The following is a 17,768-nucleotide window of genomic DNA, read 5'->3' on the forward strand; positions in this document are numbered from 1 at the left end:
CTTATATATCACTTTCTTCACAGTTCACTGAGCGATTTTTTTATGCGTCTTAATCCTAGCCAGCAGCACGCGGTAGAAGCGGTCACCGGCCCTTGTTTAGTTCTAGCCGGTGCAGGCTCCGGTAAAACACGCGTGATCACTAATAAAATTGCTTGGTTGATTAGACAAAGTGGTTACCAAGCGCGGCATATTGCGGCAGTGACTTTTACCAATAAAGCCGCACGTGAGATGAAAGAGCGTGTTGCGCAGACCTTAGGCCGTAAAGAGGCGCGTGGGCTACAAATTTCGACCTTCCATACCTTGGGATTAGAGATAATTAAGCGTGAAGTCGCGGCATTAGGGATGAAGGCTAACTTTTCACTGTTTGATGATCAGGACCAGCTCGCCTTATTGAAAGAGCTGACTCAGCCTTGGTTACAGGAAGACAAAGACCTGTTACAACAATTAACCTCGACCATCTCAAATTGGAAAAATGACCTGATAGGTCCAGAGCAAGCGATGGGATTAGCAAGATCCGAGCGTGACCAAATCTTCGCTAAATGTTATCAGTTGTATGAGCAACATCTACGTGCCTGTAACGTACTGGATTTTGATGACCTTATTTTAAAACCTACACTTCTGCTGCGAGATAACGCTGAAGTCCGTGAACGCTGGCAGCAGCGCATACGTTATTTGCTCGTCGATGAATATCAAGATACGAATACCAGCCAATATCAATTGGTAAAATTATTAGTCGGTGCGAGAGCGCGCTTCACCGTGGTCGGTGATGACGACCAATCTATCTATTCTTGGCGGGGAGCGAGACCGCAAAACCTCGTTTTACTTAAAGAAGACTTCCCGCAATTAGAAGTGATTAAACTTGAGCAAAATTATCGTTCGTCGCAACGCATTTTACGTGCCGCAAACATACTGATTGCTAACAATCCTCACGTCTTCGAAAAACGGCTTTTCTCTCAGTTAGGAGAGGGTGATAGTTTAAAAGTGATCCACACTAATAATGAGGATCACGAAGCCGAGCGTGTTGCTGGAGAATTAATCGCGCATCATTTTATCAATAAGACGGCTTACCGAGACTATGCGATCTTATATCGTGGCAACCATCAATCGCGTGTTTTCGAAAAGCTATTGATGCAGAACCGTATTCCTTATCGGATTTCGGGGGGTAACTCCTTTTTCTCGCGACCAGAAATCAAAGATATCCTATCTTACTTACGGCTCATGACTAACGTCGATGACGATAGTGCCTTCTTACGTATTGTAAATACGCCACGCCGTGAAATTGGCTCAGCGACGTTACAGAAATTAGGCGAATGGGCGAATCTACGTAATAAGAGTTTGTTCCGAGCCAGTTTTGATCTCGGGTTAGCGGAGACGCTTTCTGGACGAGGGCTGAAAAGCCTACAAGGCTTCACCGAATGGTTTGCCTCGCTGATTACCCTAAGCGAGCGTGAACCCATCGATGCGGTCCGGGATTTAATTCGGGGTATCGATTACGAGAGTTGGTTATACGAAAGCTCAGCCAGCACCAAAGCGGCTGAAATGCGAATGAAGAACGTGAATACTCTCTTTCAGTGGATGACGGAGATGCTTTCAGGTTCTGAATTAGACGAACCTATGACGTTGACCCAAGTTGTTACGCGTTTCACGCTACGTGACATGATGGAACGAGGCGAAAGTGAGGAAGAGCTTGACCAAGTTCAGTTAATGACATTGCATGCCTCTAAAGGCTTAGAGTTCCCTTATGTCTATTTGGTAGGGATGGAAGAAGGATTACTACCACACCAAAGTAGTATTGATGAGAATAATATCGAAGAAGAGCGCCGGTTAGCTTATGTGGGGATCACCCGTGCTCAGAAAGAGCTCACCTTTACCCTCTGCCGCGAACGTCGGCAGTATGGTGAGATTAATCGCCCTGAACCGAGCCGTTTTTTATTGGAACTGCCCCAAGATGATTTGCAGTATGAGGAGCAGAAAAAAGTGATGACTAGCGAGCAAAGGATGGTGAACAGTCAAAGCCGCGTCGCAGGGCTCAGAGATATGCTAAATCGGTCCAAATCGTCTTAGTGAGTCAGAATAAATTCCCAGTGGACATAACTTTGTAAATGTTCTTCCTGCTCAAGCAACTCTAAACGATAAGGATGATGGCTAGCCCAGTGCTTATCAATCTGTAACGCTAAGCGCTCTCCTATCGCGGATAGGCGGAAGCAGGCAGCTTCACTTGGCGACCGCGTGCTACAAAGAATAACGGCCACACGCAGTAGCCTGCAGAGTTGTTCGGCTTGTTTTAAAGGAAGTGCGCTCTGTTGGCTTAAGCTCGGCAGATCGATATTACCTTTCTGGTTTAATACAATCGCGGCGACCAACTGTTTTTGTGCTGGGGTGAATCCTGGCAATTCAAGTTGTCTAATCAGATAGGCGCTATTTTCAGCACCATGGCGATAATTAATCGCAAGCCCTAATTCATGTAAGGCTGCTGCGCTAAGTAACAATTGTTGGCAATAATCACTCAAGGCCCAACTTTCATGGACTTGTTTGACGAGTAGCGAGCAGACTGCTTTGACCCGTTCAGCTTGCTCAAGATCGACAGCAAAACGTTGTTGAGTTGATTCCAATGTCCGTTTACGAATATCCTTATCCACTGGAAGAGTGATCATGCCGTAGATAAGCCCTTCGCGTAATGCTCCCCCCGCTAGGCTCATGCGTGTGATGGAGAGTTCGTGGAAAATAGCGAGTAAAATCGATAATCCGCTAGGAAAAACGAGCGCACGTTCAAGGGTTAACCCTTGAATTTCTAACTCTTCGAGTTTGCCGCATTGGATGGCACGCTGCTTGAGTTGTTCGAGTTTAGCGAGCGTGATTTGCTCATCCATCCCCTGGGCAACCATAATCTCTTGTAAGGCTTGTACCGTGCCGGAAGCTCCTACGCAAATCTGCCAGCCTTTTGCCAGTAGAGTCTGTTTTACTTTACTGATTTCAGCCCGTGCGGCAGCTTCTGCTCGATCAAAGTTTTCCCGTGTAAGATAGCGATCGGTAAAATAACGTTCTAACCAGGTCACGCAGCCCATGGATAAGCTGAACAGTGCGGTCGCCTCGGTACCTAAACCGGTGACTAGCTCTGTGCTACCTCCACCAATATCCACAACCAAACGTTGATCTGAACCACTGGTGGTTTGTGCAACACCTTGATAAATCAGTTTGGCCTCTTCTTCACCCGAAATCACGTCGATAGGGAGCCCTAACACTTCGTGAGCTCGGTTCAGAAAAGTCTCGGCATTGGTGGCAATACGCAGTGTCGCGGTTGCCACCGCACGAATTTGCGTTAAGGGAATATGCTCCAGTTGCTCAGCGAAAAGTGCTAAGCAGTTGAGGCCTCGTTGCATTGCCTCTTCAGAGAGCTGATTATCCGCATTTAACCCTGCTGCTAACCGAACCTTACGTTTTATCCGAGCTACTGTCTGTAACGACCCTGAAATCTCGCGCACCACCAACAGATGGAAACTGTTTGAACCCAAATCAATGGCAGCATGGAGTGATGATGCGCTTCGCATGGTGATTAACCTGTACGTTTGTTACGGTTATTGTTACGTGGCTGATTACCACGACGATTATTATTATTTCCACGACGCTGGTTATTTTGCGAACGTGGACGTGGGAAACGTTTTGGCGCCGGTAAGTCGGTGAGTAATGCATCACTATTATATTTGCTTACAGGGATACTGTGGTCGATGTACTCTTCGATACCCGGCAGATTAAGTGAGTACTCTTCACACGCTAAGCTGATAGAGTGTCCACTTGCCCCCGCACGCCCAGTACGGCCAATACGATGCACATAATCTTCACGGTCATCCGGTAAGTCGTAGTTAAAGACGTGGGTTACTTCTGGAATATGTAAACCCCGTGCGGCAACATCGGTCGCCACCAGAATATCGATATTTCCCTGAGTAAAGTCTTCTAAAATACGCAGACGTTTCTTCTGTGGAACATCGCCAGTGAGTAATCCAACGCGGTGACCATCAGCGACCAAATGACCCCAAATATCTTCGCAGCGATATTTAGTGTTAGCAAAGATTACCGTACGATCAGGCCACTCTTCTTCAATCAGAGTCTGTAATAGACGCATTTTTTCTTCGTTAGAAGGGTAGAACAGCTCTTCTTTTATGCGATGTCCTGTTTTTTGTTCCGGCTCAACTTCCACATATTCCGCATTATTCATATGTTCGAAGGCTAATTCGCGAACGCGGTAAGACAGTGTCGCAGAGAACAGCATACTTAAGCGTTCAGTTGCGGGCGGCATTTTACGAATCAGCCAACGAATATCTTTGATAAAGCCTAGGTCAAACATCCGATCCGCTTCATCTAAGACTAGAACTTGTAACGCGCCGAGATCGACGTGGTTTTGCTTAACATAATCGATGATACGACCCGTGGTACCGATAAGGATATCTACGCCTTGGGCAAGTACTTTCAATTGTTTATCGTAGCCATCGCCACCATAAGCGAGACCGATTTTTAAGCCTGTTTCCTGCGCTAATGGCTCTGCGTCAGCGTGAATTTGTACCGCTAATTCACGCGTAGGGGCCATGATCAAGGCGCGAGGTTGGTTGACTTGACGCCCTTCGGCAGCAGGTCGAGATAAGAGATAATGAAACGTTGACGTTAAGAACGCCATCGTTTTCCCAGTACCGGTTTGCGCCTGACCTGCGATGTCATGCCCAGCAAGAGCATAAGGCAATGTTAAGGCCTGAATAGGCGTACATTGCGTAAAGCCTTTGGTATCAAGGGCTTTAATCACCGTAGGGTGCAGGGCGAAGTCGGAAAACTTCTTTTCTGTTAAGTGTGTTTTGCTCATAGTGTGGTAGAATATCAGCTTATTGGCGCTTTACGAAAGCGTATAAGTTGAAATAAAGTTAACTATATTGATTTAACAGAAGCCGAATCACCAGGCATAAATTTGTGGAGCCAACTATGAGCAGCGAAAAAATTGTTCACCTGACCGACAGTAGCTTTGATACTGATGTACTTAAAGCTGAAGGCGTTACTCTGGTCGATTTCTGGGCAGAGTGGTGTGGCCCTTGTAAAATGATTGCCCCGATCCTTGATGAAATCGCGGAAGAATACGAAGGCAAACTGACTATCGCCAAACTTAACATTGACGATAACCCAGAGACAGCACCGAAATATGGTATTCGTGGTATCCCTACTTTACTGCTTTTCAAAGCGGGTGAAGTCGTGGCGACGAAAGTTGGCGCACTCTCTAAAGGCCAATTAAAAGAGTTTTTAAACGCTAATCTCGCTTAATACTCTTCGAGATGCCAGTGATGGTTTATTTTTGCGCTATCACTGGACGTCTCTTGAGTGGCATGCTAAGTTATAACCACTGCATTACGATCTTACCTGTAGTCAGAATCTAGATTTCTCATCAAATTTGTTGTCCATCACCGATGAATTAACAGGTTTGGTAACATCAGTGGAATCTCCACTTTAATTAATAAATTACGCAGCCTCATTTCTTCCTATGAATGATTAGGGCTGATACCTAAACGATATTATCTATAACAGGCGTGGGACGTTTCCGACCACTCATGACTAACATTCCAAGAAGTACCCCAAGTCAAGAACCCATCACTATGAATCTTACCGAATTAAAAAATACTCCAGTGTCTGAATTAATTTCACTGGGTGAAAATATGGGGTTAGAAAACCTCGCGCGCATGCGCAAACAAGATATTATTTTCGCAATCTTGAAACAGCATGCGAAAAGTGGCGAAGACATCTTCGGTGATGGTGTGCTGGAGATACTGCAGGATGGATTTGGTTTCCTCCGCTCTGCAGACAGTTCCTACCTCGCCGGTCCCGATGATATCTACGTTTCTCCAAGCCAAATTCGACGCTTCAACTTAAGAACAGGTGACACCATCGCCGGTAAAATCCGTCCACCAAAAGAAGGTGAGCGCTATTTTGCCCTGTTAAAAGTCAACGAAGTTAACTTCGACAAGCCTGAGAACGCCCGTAATAAAATCTTATTTGAAAACCTTACGCCACTGCATGCTAATAACCGTTTACGCATGGAGCGGGGAAATGGTTCGACTGAAGACTTAACTGCACGTGTTTTAGACCTTGCTTCACCCATTGGGCGTGGGCAACGCGGACTAATCGTTGCACCGCCTAAAGCGGGTAAAACGATGCTGTTACAAAACATCGCGCAAAGTATTGCCTATAACCATCCTGACTGTGTCTTAATGGTGCTGCTCATCGATGAGCGTCCTGAAGAAGTCACCGAAATGCAACGTTTGGTTAAAGGTGAAGTGATCGCTTCGACCTTTGATGAACCAGCCTCTCGCCACGTTCAGGTTGCTGAAATGGTGATTGAGAAAGCTAAACGTTTAGTCGAGCATAAAAAAGACGTCATCATCTTGCTTGATTCCATCACCCGTTTAGCACGTGCTTACAACACCGTTGTTCCGGCCTCAGGTAAAGTTCTGACAGGCGGGGTTGATGCCAATGCATTACACCGTCCTAAGCGCTTCTTTGGTGCTGCACGTAATGTCGAAGAAGGCGGTAGCTTAACCATTATCGCTACTGCCTTAGTCGATACAGGCTCGAAAATGGATGAAGTGATCTACGAAGAGTTCAAAGGTACCGGCAACATGGAATTGCATCTCTCACGTAAAATCGCTGAGAAGCGCGTATTCCCTGCGATCGATTATAATCGTTCAGGTACACGTAAAGAAGAGTTACTGACCTCTTCTGAAGAACTGCAAAAAATGTGGATCCTGCGTAAAATTATTCATCCAATGGGTGAAATTGATGCGATGGAATTCCTCATTAATAAGTTGGCGATGACCAAAACCAACGACGAATTCTTCGATATGATGAAACGTTCCTAATTCTGAGAAGCATAACCGCGCGTTAAGCTCAGAATTATTGTAAAGTTAAGAAACGTCACGTGTTTACGTGGCGTTTTTTTTTTAATGCATATAGCATTAACAATCTGAAATGGACTTACTCCGAGTGTTGCAATAGAGAGTTTGAATGTGAATATGCTCAATATGAGTGTTGAATTAGGACTGACATTTCTCTTTTCCCTGACCTTTATTTTCTTGGCTCGTAAAGTGGCTAAAAAAGTGGGATTAGTTGATAAGCCTAATTTTCGAAAACGCCATCAGGGAACGGTGCCACTCGTGGGAGGGATCTCCGTGTTCGCGGGGGTCTGCTTCGCTTTTTTAATCACCAATTACTATCTACCGAATGACACGCTATACCTCAGCTGTGCGGGGATCTTGGTGCTGGTCGGCGCCATTGACGATAGATTTGATATCAGTGTAAAAATTAGAGCAGCAGTGCAGGCGGCTATTGCCGTAGTAATGATGGCTGTTGCTAACCTCTATCTGCACTCATTGGGATTTGTTATTGGTCCTATCGAACTGCGTGTCGGCCCCTTCGGTTATGTCATTACCCTCTTCGCGGTATGGGCTGCCATTAATGCCTTCAATATGGTTGATGGTATCGATGGCTTGTTGGGTGGCCTCTCCTGCGTCACCTTTGGCGCTTTAGGTTTAATTCTTTATTACCAAAGTCAGCCTAGTCTGGCTTTTTGGTGTTTCGCTATGATTGCAGCGATTGTCCCTTACATACTTCTTAACCTCGGTGTGTTTGGTCGACGCTACAAAGTCTTTATGGGCGATGCCGGCAGTACCATGATCGGCTTTACCGTTATCTGGATACTCTTAGATGCGAGCCAAGGAGAATACCGTCCATTACGCCCAGTGACAGCATTATGGCTGATAGCTATACCTTTGATGGACATGGTAGCGATCATGTACCGACGCTTACGTAAGGGGCAAAGTCCCTTTACAGCTGACCGTCAGCATATACATCACCTCATCATGCGAGCCGGCTTCACTTCTCGCCAAGCCTTTGTATTAATTACTCTCGCTGCAGCAATTTTGGCCGGAATTGGGATGTTGGGAGAGTTTTTCAGCGTCATTCCCGAGTGGGTCATGATGGTATTGTTCCTCATGGCTTTCTTCGTTTATGGATACTGTTTGAAACACGCTTGGCGTGTCGCTCGCCGTATTCGTCGTAATAAACGCGCATGGCAGTCACGCCATAAAGCACGCAATGGACAAACACAGGATTAGATCATGCATTCTTCTATTGATAACGAACTCGATGTGGAAAGCTGTGTGCAGCGTCTTTGGCGCGGTAAAAAATGGATTGGATTAGGTCTGATCTTAGGGATTCTGCTCGCATGGACTTATACGTTATTCGCTACACAAAAATGGGTGGCCGTGGCGCAATTTAGTCGACCCGATTTATCGAAAATCACGCGCTATTACCAAGAGCTTTCAAAATTAAACCAGCTCAGTACCTATTCTGATCCTGCGACAACCACTGATGTTGCCGAGGTAGAAACAGTAACGGATGCGGTATACCAAACCTTTTTACAGCAACTGGTCTCGGTTGATAATCGCCGCCGATTTTGGGACGAGCAGGTAAAAGCCGACCACGCTAATGCCTTGACGCCAACGCTTTTGGACCGAAAAGTGGCAAGTATTCAATTTACCGCAGGGGATAAGTTACACGGTACCGTCGATACCCTAAGTCTGACTGCAGAAAGTGCGGCGATCAGTAGCCAACTACTCAACCGCTATCTGGCGTTCACTAACCAGCAGGTGATGGAGCAAATCCAACAGCAATTATCAGCAGCTTGGCAATCTGAAATCGCCAAAATCGAACAACAGATCACGTTCGAGAAGTCAGTCGCACAAGCGGCTTATGATCAACAAACTTCACAACTGAAAAGTGAAGCAGCGCAAGCTGACGATAAGCAAACTAGAGCGGCGTTGAATATTATCGAGCAAACGGGACCGATAGCCTCAGACAGTTTACTGCATGACCAAGCTAAACTAGCGGTACTGCAGAGCGGACCTACTTCCCTTAAGCCTTTTACGAGCTGGACAATGCTACAATCCCCGGAACCGCCGATAAGCCGACAAAGCCCGCGGTTACCCTTATTGATGGTGATGTGGGGCCTTGTTGGTGTCTTTATTGGTGCAGGGTTTGCCCTGACTCAGCGTGTAAAGAAGAAGGAATAGGACAGCGTGAAGGTATTAACAGTTTTTGGTACTCGACCTGAAGCAATCAAGATGGCCCCCTTAGTGCAAGCATTACAAAACACGACGGGAATTGAGTCTCGACTCTGTGTGACCGCACAACATCGTGAAATGCTGGATCAAGTGCTGCATGTCTTCCAGCTGGTGCCTGATTTCGATTTGAATATTATGCAACCAGGTCAGTCGCTCACCGATATCACTAACCGTATTTTGGCGGGGATGGCGACTATTTTTCAGGAGTATCAACCTGACTTAGTCCTGGTTCATGGTGATACCACTACAACATTAGCGGTGAGCCTAGCGGCTTATTATCATCAAATCAAAGTTGGGCATATTGAAGCAGGTTTACGTACGGGGAATCTTTTTTCTCCGTGGCCTGAGGAGGGGAACCGTAAAGTCGCGACGCATTTAGCGCATTGGCATTTCGCGCCAACCGACCACGCCAAGCGTAACCTGATTGCAGAGAATATTCGTGAAAGCGCGATTACCGTGACCGGAAACACCGTCATTGATGCGCTATTATGGGTACGCGATAAAATCCTCAGCGATAAAGCGTTGGAACAGCGTCTTGCGGCAGAGTTTCCGAATTTGACGTCTGGACGGCGGATGATATTGGTTACCGGACATCGACGTGAAAGTTTTGGTGGTGGCTTTGAGCGTATTTGTCAGGCATTAGTTGTATTAGCTAAGCGTTATCCGCAGGTAGATATCCTGTATCCCGTGCATATGAATCCCAACGTCCGTGAACCTGTAGAACGTTTGTTACAGGGGGTTGAAAATATCCATCTGATCGAGCCAAAAGAATATTTACCTTTTGTCTGGCTCATGAATAGAGCTTATCTAGTGCTCACTGATTCGGGGGGGATTCAAGAAGAGGCTCCCTCACTCGGCAAACCCGTATTAGTGATGCGTGAGACCACCGAACGCCCAGAAGCGGTTGAAGCAGGAAGTGTACGCCTAGTCGGAACCGAGACCGAAACTATTGTTAATGAAGCGGCACGACTACTGGATGATGAGCAGGCATGGCAAGCAATGAGTCAGGTGAAGAACCCTTACGGTACTGGTCAAAGTTGTCAGAAAATTATTGAATTTATTAAATACTCATGGGTTGAGCATGCACATTAAAACAGTCTCTATTTTTGGTCTTGGATATATTGGATTACCTACAGCCGCGATTTTGGCCGAGGCGGGGTGCCAAGTCATCGGTGTTGATGTTAATTCCGCGGCGGTAGAGACAATTAACCGTGGTGAAATCCATATTGTAGAGCCCGAACTTGCCGAGGTAGTCGCACGGAATGTCGCGGCAGGGCGTTTGAGAGCGACGTTAACCCCAGAGCCTGCGGATGCTTTTTTAATTACTGTCCCAACTCCCTTTGCAGCAGATCATCAACCTGATCTTAGCTACGTTAAGAATGCGACCTTGGCGATTGCCTCGCAACTGAAAGCGGGGGACTTGGTTATCTTAGAGTCCACTTCCCCCGTTGGCGCGACTGAACAAGTAGCTGCCTGGATCGCTGAACGACGTCCTGAGTTGCAGGTACCTGGACACAGTGAACAACCTAATATCTCTATCGCTTATTGTCCTGAGCGAGTACTGCCTGGCAAAGTCATGACTGAATTAGTCAGTAATGACCGAGTCGTCGGGGGGATTACCCCCCATTGTTCGAAACGGGCGAGTCAGTTGTATCAACTATTTTTGCAAGGTGAGTGCGTCACCACCAACGCACGCACCGCAGAAATGTGTAAGCTCACCGAAAATAGCTTTCGTGATGTGAATATAGCCTTTGCCAATGAGCTCTCTTTAATCTGTCATGCACTGGATATCGATGTGTGGGAGCTGATTCAACTGGCCAACCACCACCCTCGTGTGAACATATTACAACCTGGCCCTGGTGTAGGCGGACACTGTATTGCGGTCGATCCGTGGTTTATCGTGTCGCAGACGCCTGAGTTGGCTAAGTTGATCCGTACCGCTCGTGAGGTGAACGACAGTAAACCATTCTGGGTTCTCGATCAGGTGAAAAAAGCGGTCGCAGATTGCTTGATGGCGAACGGTAAGACAGCCGCGACGATAAAAATTGCCTGCTTTGGCCTAGCCTTTAAACCGGATATCGATGATTTACGGGAAAGCCCAGCAATGCAGGTGGCGAAGCTGATTTGTGACTGGCATCAAGGAGAGACGCTACTCGTTGAACCGCATATTCGTCAGTTACCTCAGACGTTTACGGATAAAGCTTCCCTAATAAGTATGGATGAAGCCTTACAGCGTGCCGATATTGTCGTGCTCCTTACGGATCATAAGGTTTTTAAAGCACTCGATAAGGCATTAATAACCACTGACTTTGTGATCGATACTCGTGGGGCGTGGCGTAACTGAAATGCGTATTAATCTCTTAGCATGGGAAAGTGCTTTCTTCTCTCAGCGAGTGGGTAAGGTCGACCTTACTGAACTCGAACAGCTGACGGTAGAGGAGTGTGCTGACTGGGATCTGGTTCAGGCCAAAGTATCCAGTACAGACTATCAATCACTAGATAGATTGACAGGCATCGGCTTTGCTTTAGTGGAGGGAGAAGCTGAACTTGTTATCCCTATCAGTGAAACAACACGGCAACCAGGTATCCGTATTGCTCGCCCAGCTCATATTGATGCATTACGTCATCTGGCAGGGGGCTTGTTTACCGGAAGTCGTTTTCGCGCGCCTTGGTTTGAGCATTCTCTCACTCAACAGTTTTATGCTCAGTGGATTGAGAATGCAGTACAAGGGGCTTTTGATGATCAATGCTTGATTACCCTCGATGAGCAGAATGCGGTGTCTGGTTTTGTGAGCTTACGACATTCAGATCAAATTGCTAGGATTGGGCTATTAGGGGTGGCTAGCACTCACCAAGAGCGAGGGCTAGGTCAGCAGCTAATGCTCGCCGCCACTGATTGGGCGCGTAGTAGAGGCTTATCAGAACTGCATATCACCACCCAACTCAGTAATCTGTCCGCGATGCGTCTTTACCTGCGTCACGGTGCGCGTTTAACCTCGACGAGTTATTGGCTCTATAGGAAAAGAGATGATTCCGTTTAATGCTCCTCCGGTCACCGGCAGTGAAGCCGATTACATGCACTCAGCGATGGCGAGTGGCAAATTATGTGGTGATGGGGGATTTACCCGCCGTGTACAACAATGGTTTGAGCAACACTGTCAGGTACCTAAGGTTTTATTGACGCCTTCCTGTACCGCCTCTCTAGAAATGGCTGCCTTGCTGATCAATATTCAGCCGGGTGATGAAGTGATCATGCCAAGTTATACCTTTGTTTCCACCGCTAATGCGTTCGTCTTGCGTGGGGCAAAGATAATATTTGTTGATGTCCGCCCAGACACCATGAATATGGATGAGACCTTAATCGAAGCAGCGATTACCAACAAAACACGCGCTATTGTGCCGGTTCATTACGCGGGAGTTGCCTGTGAGATGGACACCATTATGGCGTTAGCGGATAAATATAAACTCTATGTGATCGAAGATGCTGCGCAAGGTGTAATGAGTCGCTGGAAGGGAAAAGCACTGGGATCGATTGGACATATCGGCTGCTTCAGTTTCCACGAAACTAAAAATTACACGGCAGGTGGGGAAGGGGGGGCGACCTTAATTAACGACCCTAGCTTGATCGAGCGAGCAGAGATTATTCGCGAGAAAGGGACTAATCGTAGCCAATTCTTTCGTGGACAAGTTGATAAGTATACGTGGCGCGATTTGGGATCCAGTTACCTGATGTCAGATCTCCAGGCTGCCTATCTCTGGGCGCAATTAGAAAATGCAGACCTTATAAATCAGCGGCGCTTAGCCTTATGGCAACGTTACTATGAGGCGTTACGTCCTATCGCTGATCAGGGGCGGATCACCCTTCCTACGCTGCCGACAGACTGTCAGCATAATGCCCATATGTTCTATCTTAAACTGCGTGATCGAGATGACCGTGACCGCCTCATTACTTGGTTAAAAGAAGCAGAGATCCTCAGTGTTTTTCACTATATCCCTCTGCACAGCTCACCTGCAGGCTTACAATTTGGTGAGTTCAAGGGGGAGGATCGCTACACAACTCTCGAGAGTGAGCGATTAGTCCGATTACCGATGTATTACAACTTAACGGACAACCAGCAAAAAATTGTTATAGGCTCGCTGCTGAGTTTCTTCTCCTAATGTCTTTTGCTCGAGCCTCTATCTGGACGGCAAGTTCAACTCTCACCAAGATCCTTTGCGGCTTGGTGATTATCAAATTACTGGCGGTTACTTATGGGCCAGAAGGGATTGGGCTGGCAAGTAACTACCGGCAATTGATTACTGTGCTCAGTGTGATGGCAGGCGCAGGGATCTTTAACGGTGTAACACGTTACGTGGCCGAATACCAAGACTCTTCCCATCAGCTACGCCAGCTTTCTGCTACCGCGTCGACCCTAGTATTAGGCGCGGGCACACTGATTGCTCTTCTATTTTTACTGTTTGCAGGCCCCATCAGCCAAGGGCTCTTTGGACACTCTGATTATGCGCAAGTCATTCGTTACCTGGCTTTCTTACAGTGTGGGATAGGCTGGGCTAACCTCTTACAAGCAAAATTGAAAGGGATTAAAGATGCACGCAGTAACGCCTTAATTATTATTACGGGCTGTCTTCTGGCAGTGCCGGGTTACTTAGCTTGCTGGTCGATAGGTGGATACCTAGGAGCATTGGTGGGATTAGCGGTAGTCCCTGCGATTGCATTGTTACCTGCAGCGTATTTCTATCACCGTTCGACCACTGATCGATTGGGATCGCTTCGTTTAGGCTGGAATAGTGAGATAGCTGGTCGCTTACTAAAATATACCTTAATGACGGGGATAACCGCCGTTACACTCCCTCTTGCATGGGTCATTATGCGTCATCAATTGGCGGACGCTAATGATTGGCAAGCCGTAGGCCTCTGGCAAGGCGTGGCGAGCGTTTCCGATGCCTATCTACAGTTTATCACGGCCACTTTTAGTGTGTGGTTGCTTCCTGCCCTGAGTCGCTTGCAAGAAAAGAAGGCGATTGCGGTAGAGATCCAACGCACACTCTTACGCGTTATCCCTGCTGTCACCGTATTAAGTTTTGGGGTTTGGTTATTACGGGATCAAGTGATTGCGCTGCTCTTTTCCAACCAATTCATGGCGATGCGAGATCTCTTTGCTTGGCAGCTACCTGGAGATATCTGCAAAGTGGCCGCATATGTATTTGGTTATCTGGTTATCGCCCGCGGAAGTTTACGTGCTTACATTCTGACAGAAATCACACAATTCTGTTTATTACTGGTTACCAGCCATTGGCTGATTGCTGAACACGGCGTTTTGGGGGCAGTACAAGCGTATTGCGTGACCTATGGCTGTTATTTACTGTTAGTCATTGCAGCATTTTTTTATTGGTATCGAAAATAATGGCGATTTTTCATGTACTGGGGGCCGATATCCCTCACCACAATAAGACGTTATTGACCTTTTTTAATGAGGTATTAGCCACCGAAGTTCCCAGCACACAAGCGAGGAAGTTTATTGTGGTCACTCAGGATATCGGGTTCGCTGAGCAGTTTCCGAACCTATCAATCCACTGTGTGACGTCAAAAAAGCACGTGGCGCAAGTGATTCTCGATTTGGCGAAAAATCGACAGACCGTATTTTTTTGTCACGGCCAATTCAATCCTTACTTATGGCTAGCATTGCTCAGTGGCAGGATAAGAAGGCATCAGTTACATTGGCATATCTGGGGTGCGGATCTTTACGAAGCATCACAGTCACTTAAATTTAAGCTTTTTTATCTTTTAAGACGCCGGGCACAGAGACGTGTTGCCGCGGTTTATGCCACCCTAGGCGACCTCAGTGTCTATAAGCAGAAAAACCCGAAGGTAGCTGGCCATAAGCTCTATTTCCCGACCAAGATGGCGACAACACAGCAAAAGGGCGGTAGTGAGGATACTAACCGACCTTTGACCCTGTTATTAGGAAATTCGGGTGACCCGGCTAACAGGCACTGTCAGGCCCTGACGCAAATCGCGCAGCGTTTTGGCGATGAGGTTACCGTGATTATTCCTATGGGTTATCCTGAAAATAATCAAGAGTATATTGCTAAAGTCAGCTCACATGCCTCACAGCTCTTTGTAGCAGGACAGGTTGAGATAATAACTGAGAAGTTAACCTTCGAAGCCTATTTGAAGGTTGTCGATCGTTGTCAGTTAGGCTATTTCATTTTTGCTCGTCAACAAGGGGTAGGAACGCTCAGTCTATTGATTGATAAAAATATTCCGTTCGTTATTAGCCGAAAAAATCCGTTTTGGCGTGATCTGGCTGCGCAGCAACTACCGGTATTATTTGATGAAGATTCACTTGATCGAGAAATTATTCAGCGTGCCCGTCAACAATTAGTGCATCACGATAAAACAACCATTGAGTTTTTTTCGCCAGGTTATCTACAAGGCTGGCGTGAGACGTTACAGCGATTAGAAGGAATGGAGTTATCATGACGGGTGGGCAGTTTACAGGCTTAGCCTTGGTTTATGTGCTTTCGCTTTGCTTTATCTTAACGGTAATGGTGAAAGAGTTTCGCCGTGAGCGTTTTAATTTTCATTTATTCTTTTCGTTGCTCTTTGTGCTGACGTTCTATTTTGGATTTCCGCTTACCTCAATATTAGTTTTCGATTTTCAAGAGCCCGTCGTTGATCCCCTTTATCTGTTACAAGCACTTTTATCGGCAACAGGATTTTATGCTCTCTATTACCTGACTTATAAGGTCCGATTAACACGTAAGCCGGTAACGCCAATAACCGGATTTTTTACGATGACCCGCTTAGAGACGCACCTGTTCACAGGATTATTAATGTTGGTCGCCTTAGTCAGTCTTGGTATCTTTTTTGCGCACAATGGCTTATTACTGTTTCGACTAACCTCTTATAGTCAAATTTTCTCTAGCCAGGTTTCAGGTGTAGCCCTAAAACGTTTCTTTTACTTTTTTATCCCCGGCATGCTGGTGGTCTATTTTCTTAAACCTACCTTACGGCAGTGGTGCGTATTTCTTGTTGTAACCGTAACTTTCGGTTTGATTACCTACATGGTGGTGGGGGGAACCCGTGCCAATATCATCATAGCCTTTGCACTATTCTTATTTATTGGTATTAGCCGTGGATGGATTACGCTACCCATGTTATTGGGCGCTGGCGCATTATCGATTGTAGGAATGTTTTGGTTAGCATTACGCCGTTATAATCTTAATGTCACGGGCCCAGAGGCTTGGTATACCTTTCTCTATCTGACGCGTGATACGTTTTCGCCTTGGGAAAACCTTGGGTTGATCTTTAGCCATTATTCGCAGCTTGACTTCCAAGGTCCTGCCCCGATGTGGCGAGACTTTTATGTCTTTATCCCAAGTTGGTTATGGCCAGATCGTCCTTCCTCCATCTTAAATAGCGCAAATTATTTTACGTGGCAAATTCTGGATAATCACTCAGGTTTAGCTATTTCGCCGACGCTGATAGGTTCGCTACTCGTGATGGGGGGAGTCGGGGCACTGGTGCCAGGGGCATTGTTAGTTGGCCTAATTATTAAAGGCTTCGACAGCCTCTATTATCGCGCTCGCCAAGAGCCTAATCGTTATACCGCAGCCTTGATCAATAGCTTCTGTTTTGGGGCTGTCTTTAATATGATCGTTTTGGCCCGCGAAGGACTCGATGCATTCGGTTCACGAGTGGTTTTCTTCGCGATTATTTTTCTGCTCTGTCTGCTAGTCACTAAACTCTTATTTTGGTTCTTACAACGTGTAGGCCTTGTCAAAGAGCGGGTAGGGGCAACGTCAGTAGCCTCCATCACTCCCTTCTACTCAAAACATAAGGATATCTGTGAGTAATCGTCCGATAACGTTGCCAAGTTTTATAATTCGTCATATTCCGGTCTATGGCTTTCCTTCTATGCAGGCCTTTACTGACTTCCTGCTGCCTGATGCGTTACAAGTACAGGCTGGGCGACTGATTGCATTGAATGCTGAAAAAATTTTAACGGCAGAACATAACTCACTCTTGCACCAAATTCTGACTAGTGGGGGGATAAATTACCCCGACGGCATCAGTATTGTCCGTTCTATTCGTAAAAAGTATCCCAGTAGCCAGGTCACGCGTATTGCGGGGGCAGATTTATGGCAAGCATTAATGCAGCGTGCCGGTACCTTATCAATTCCAGTCTATTTGGTCGGTAGCCAACCCGATGTGTTGGAGCAAACGAGTAATAAACTCAAGCAACAATGGCAGGTGCCGATTGTTGGCCAGCAAGATGGCTATTTTACCGAAGCAGAGACCGATCAACTCATCCAACGTATTAAAGTGAGCCAAGCTAAAGTCGTTACTGTCGCAATGGGGTCGCCACGGCAAGAACTTTTTATTCAGCGTTGTTATGAGCAATATCCCGATGCGCTGTATATGGGGGTAGGCGGCACCTACGATGTCTTTATCGGGAAAGTGAAGCGTGCCCCCCTGATTTGGCAGAAATTAGGGCTTGAATGGATGTACCGACTGATTAAGCAACCTTCTCGATTGAAGCGTCAGTTAAAGTTATTAAAATATCAAGGCTATCACTGGCGCGGAGAGCTTTGAGGCCAAAAAGGCACTAAATT

At 46.6% G+C, this 17,768-nt stretch carries 15 protein-coding genes; 13 read left to right on the forward strand and 2 right to left on the reverse strand.

What is annotated here, in order from left to right:
* Positions 1-42 precede the first annotated feature (42 nt).
* The gene (gene rep / locus QJR74_RS01075) at positions 43-2,064 is read left to right on the forward strand and encodes a DNA helicase Rep (protein ID WP_304372791.1); all 2,022 of its coding nucleotides are present in this window, start codon (positions 43-45) and stop codon (positions 2,062-2,064) included.
* Here the strand turns inward: rep and gppA are convergent.
* A complete protein-coding gene (gppA, locus tag QJR74_RS01080; protein WP_304372792.1) occupies positions 2,061-3,548 on the reverse strand; it encodes a guanosine-5'-triphosphate,3'-diphosphate diphosphatase in 1,488 nt (495 codons plus the stop codon). The genes rep and gppA overlap by 4 nt on opposite strands.
* 5 nt (positions 3,549-3,553) lie before the next feature.
* The gene (gene rhlB / locus QJR74_RS01085) at positions 3,554-4,849 is read right to left on the reverse strand and encodes an ATP-dependent RNA helicase RhlB (protein ID WP_304372793.1); all 1,296 of its coding nucleotides are present in this window, start codon (positions 4,847-4,849) and stop codon (positions 3,554-3,556) included.
* A gap of 116 nt (positions 4,850-4,965) precedes the next feature.
* Between rhlB and trxA the strand changes: the two genes are divergently transcribed.
* From trxA to wecG, 12 genes are all read left to right on the forward strand, one after another.
* A complete protein-coding gene (trxA, locus tag QJR74_RS01090; protein ID WP_304372794.1) occupies positions 4,966-5,298 on the forward strand; it encodes a thioredoxin TrxA in 333 nt (110 codons plus the stop codon).
* Between the two features lie 329 nt (positions 5,299-5,627).
* A complete protein-coding gene (rho, locus tag QJR74_RS01095) occupies positions 5,628-6,887 on the forward strand; it encodes a transcription termination factor Rho (RefSeq protein ID WP_304372795.1) in 1,260 nt (419 codons plus the stop codon).
* 162 nt (positions 6,888-7,049) lie between these two features.
* Complete coding sequence (gene wecA, locus QJR74_RS01100; RefSeq protein ID WP_304372796.1) at positions 7,050-8,141, forward strand: UDP-N-acetylglucosamine--undecaprenyl-phosphate N-acetylglucosaminephosphotransferase; 1,092 nt, start codon at positions 7,050-7,052, stop codon at positions 8,139-8,141.
* A gap of 3 nt (positions 8,142-8,144) precedes the next feature.
* A complete protein-coding gene (locus tag QJR74_RS01105; protein WP_304372797.1) occupies positions 8,145-9,098 on the forward strand; it encodes a Wzz/FepE/Etk N-terminal domain-containing protein in 954 nt (317 codons plus the stop codon).
* 6 nt (positions 9,099-9,104) lie between these two features.
* Positions 9,105-10,241: a non-hydrolyzing UDP-N-acetylglucosamine 2-epimerase gene (gene wecB / locus QJR74_RS01110; protein WP_304372798.1), complete on the forward strand. Its 1,137-nt coding sequence runs from the start codon at positions 9,105-9,107 to the stop codon at positions 10,239-10,241.
* Positions 10,231-11,493, forward strand: a complete 1,263-nt coding sequence (gene wecC, locus QJR74_RS01115; RefSeq protein ID WP_304372799.1) for a UDP-N-acetyl-D-mannosamine dehydrogenase — start codon at positions 10,231-10,233, stop codon at positions 11,491-11,493. The genes wecB and wecC overlap by 11 nt, the downstream gene beginning before the upstream one ends.
* A gap of 1 nt (position 11,494) precedes the next feature.
* A complete protein-coding gene (gene rffC / locus QJR74_RS01120; protein ID WP_304372800.1) occupies positions 11,495-12,190 on the forward strand; it encodes a dTDP-4-amino-4,6-dideoxy-D-galactose acyltransferase in 696 nt (231 codons plus the stop codon).
* Complete coding sequence (gene rffA / locus QJR74_RS01125; RefSeq protein WP_304372801.1) at positions 12,177-13,307, forward strand: dTDP-4-amino-4,6-dideoxygalactose transaminase; 1,131 nt, start codon at positions 12,177-12,179, stop codon at positions 13,305-13,307. The genes rffC and rffA overlap by 14 nt, the downstream gene beginning before the upstream one ends.
* Complete coding sequence (wzxE, locus tag QJR74_RS01130) at positions 13,307-14,554, forward strand: lipid III flippase WzxE (protein WP_304372802.1); 1,248 nt, start codon at positions 13,307-13,309, stop codon at positions 14,552-14,554. Before rffA ends, wzxE begins: the two co-directional genes overlap by 1 nt.
* Positions 14,554-15,633, forward strand: a complete 1,080-nt coding sequence (locus QJR74_RS01135; RefSeq protein WP_304372803.1) for a TDP-N-acetylfucosamine:lipid II N-acetylfucosaminyltransferase — start codon at positions 14,554-14,556, stop codon at positions 15,631-15,633. Before wzxE ends, QJR74_RS01135 begins: the two co-directional genes overlap by 1 nt.
* Positions 15,630-17,009, forward strand: coding sequence for an ECA oligosaccharide polymerase (wzyE, locus tag QJR74_RS01140; protein ID WP_304372804.1), 1,380 nt, complete (start codon positions 15,630-15,632; stop codon positions 17,007-17,009). Before QJR74_RS01135 ends, wzyE begins: the two co-directional genes overlap by 4 nt.
* On the forward strand, positions 16,996-17,748 hold the full coding sequence (gene wecG / locus QJR74_RS01145; RefSeq protein ID WP_441007641.1) for a lipopolysaccharide N-acetylmannosaminouronosyltransferase: 753 nt from the start codon (positions 16,996-16,998) through the stop codon (positions 17,746-17,748). The genes wzyE and wecG overlap by 14 nt, the downstream gene beginning before the upstream one ends.
* Positions 17,749-17,768 lie beyond the last annotated feature (20 nt).

Source organism: Tatumella ptyseos (assembly GCF_030552895.1).
Taxonomy (GTDB): Bacteria; Pseudomonadota; Gammaproteobacteria; order Enterobacterales; family Enterobacteriaceae; genus Rosenbergiella; species Rosenbergiella ptyseos_A.

Excerpts from the sequence above, each read along its gene's own strand:
- rep (WP_304372791.1), top strand. The coding sequence starts at position 43 with ATGCGTCTTAATCCTAGCCAGCAGCACGCGGTAGAAGCGGTCACCGGC.
- gppA (WP_304372792.1), bottom strand. The coding sequence starts at position 3,548 with ATGCGAAGCGCATCATCACTCCATGCTGCCATTGATTTGGGTTCAAAC.
- rhlB (WP_304372793.1), bottom strand. The coding sequence starts at position 4,849 with ATGAGCAAAACACACTTAACAGAAAAGAAGTTTTCCGACTTCGCCCTG.
- trxA (WP_304372794.1), top strand. The coding sequence starts at position 4,966 with ATGAGCAGCGAAAAAATTGTTCACCTGACCGACAGTAGCTTTGATACT.
- rho (WP_304372795.1), top strand. The coding sequence starts at position 5,628 with ATGAATCTTACCGAATTAAAAAATACTCCAGTGTCTGAATTAATTTCA.
- wecA (WP_304372796.1), top strand. The coding sequence starts at position 7,050 with ATGAGTGTTGAATTAGGACTGACATTTCTCTTTTCCCTGACCTTTATT.
- QJR74_RS01105 (WP_304372797.1), top strand. The coding sequence starts at position 8,145 with ATGCATTCTTCTATTGATAACGAACTCGATGTGGAAAGCTGTGTGCAG.
- wecC (WP_304372799.1), top strand. The coding sequence starts at position 10,231 with ATGCACATTAAAACAGTCTCTATTTTTGGTCTTGGATATATTGGATTA.
- rffC (WP_304372800.1), top strand. The coding sequence starts at position 11,495 with ATGCGTATTAATCTCTTAGCATGGGAAAGTGCTTTCTTCTCTCAGCGA.
- rffA (WP_304372801.1), top strand. The coding sequence starts at position 12,177 with ATGATTCCGTTTAATGCTCCTCCGGTCACCGGCAGTGAAGCCGATTAC.
- wzxE (WP_304372802.1), top strand. The coding sequence starts at position 13,307 with ATGTCTTTTGCTCGAGCCTCTATCTGGACGGCAAGTTCAACTCTCACC.
- QJR74_RS01135 (WP_304372803.1), top strand. The coding sequence starts at position 14,554 with ATGGCGATTTTTCATGTACTGGGGGCCGATATCCCTCACCACAATAAG.
- wzyE (WP_304372804.1), top strand. The coding sequence starts at position 15,630 with ATGACGGGTGGGCAGTTTACAGGCTTAGCCTTGGTTTATGTGCTTTCG.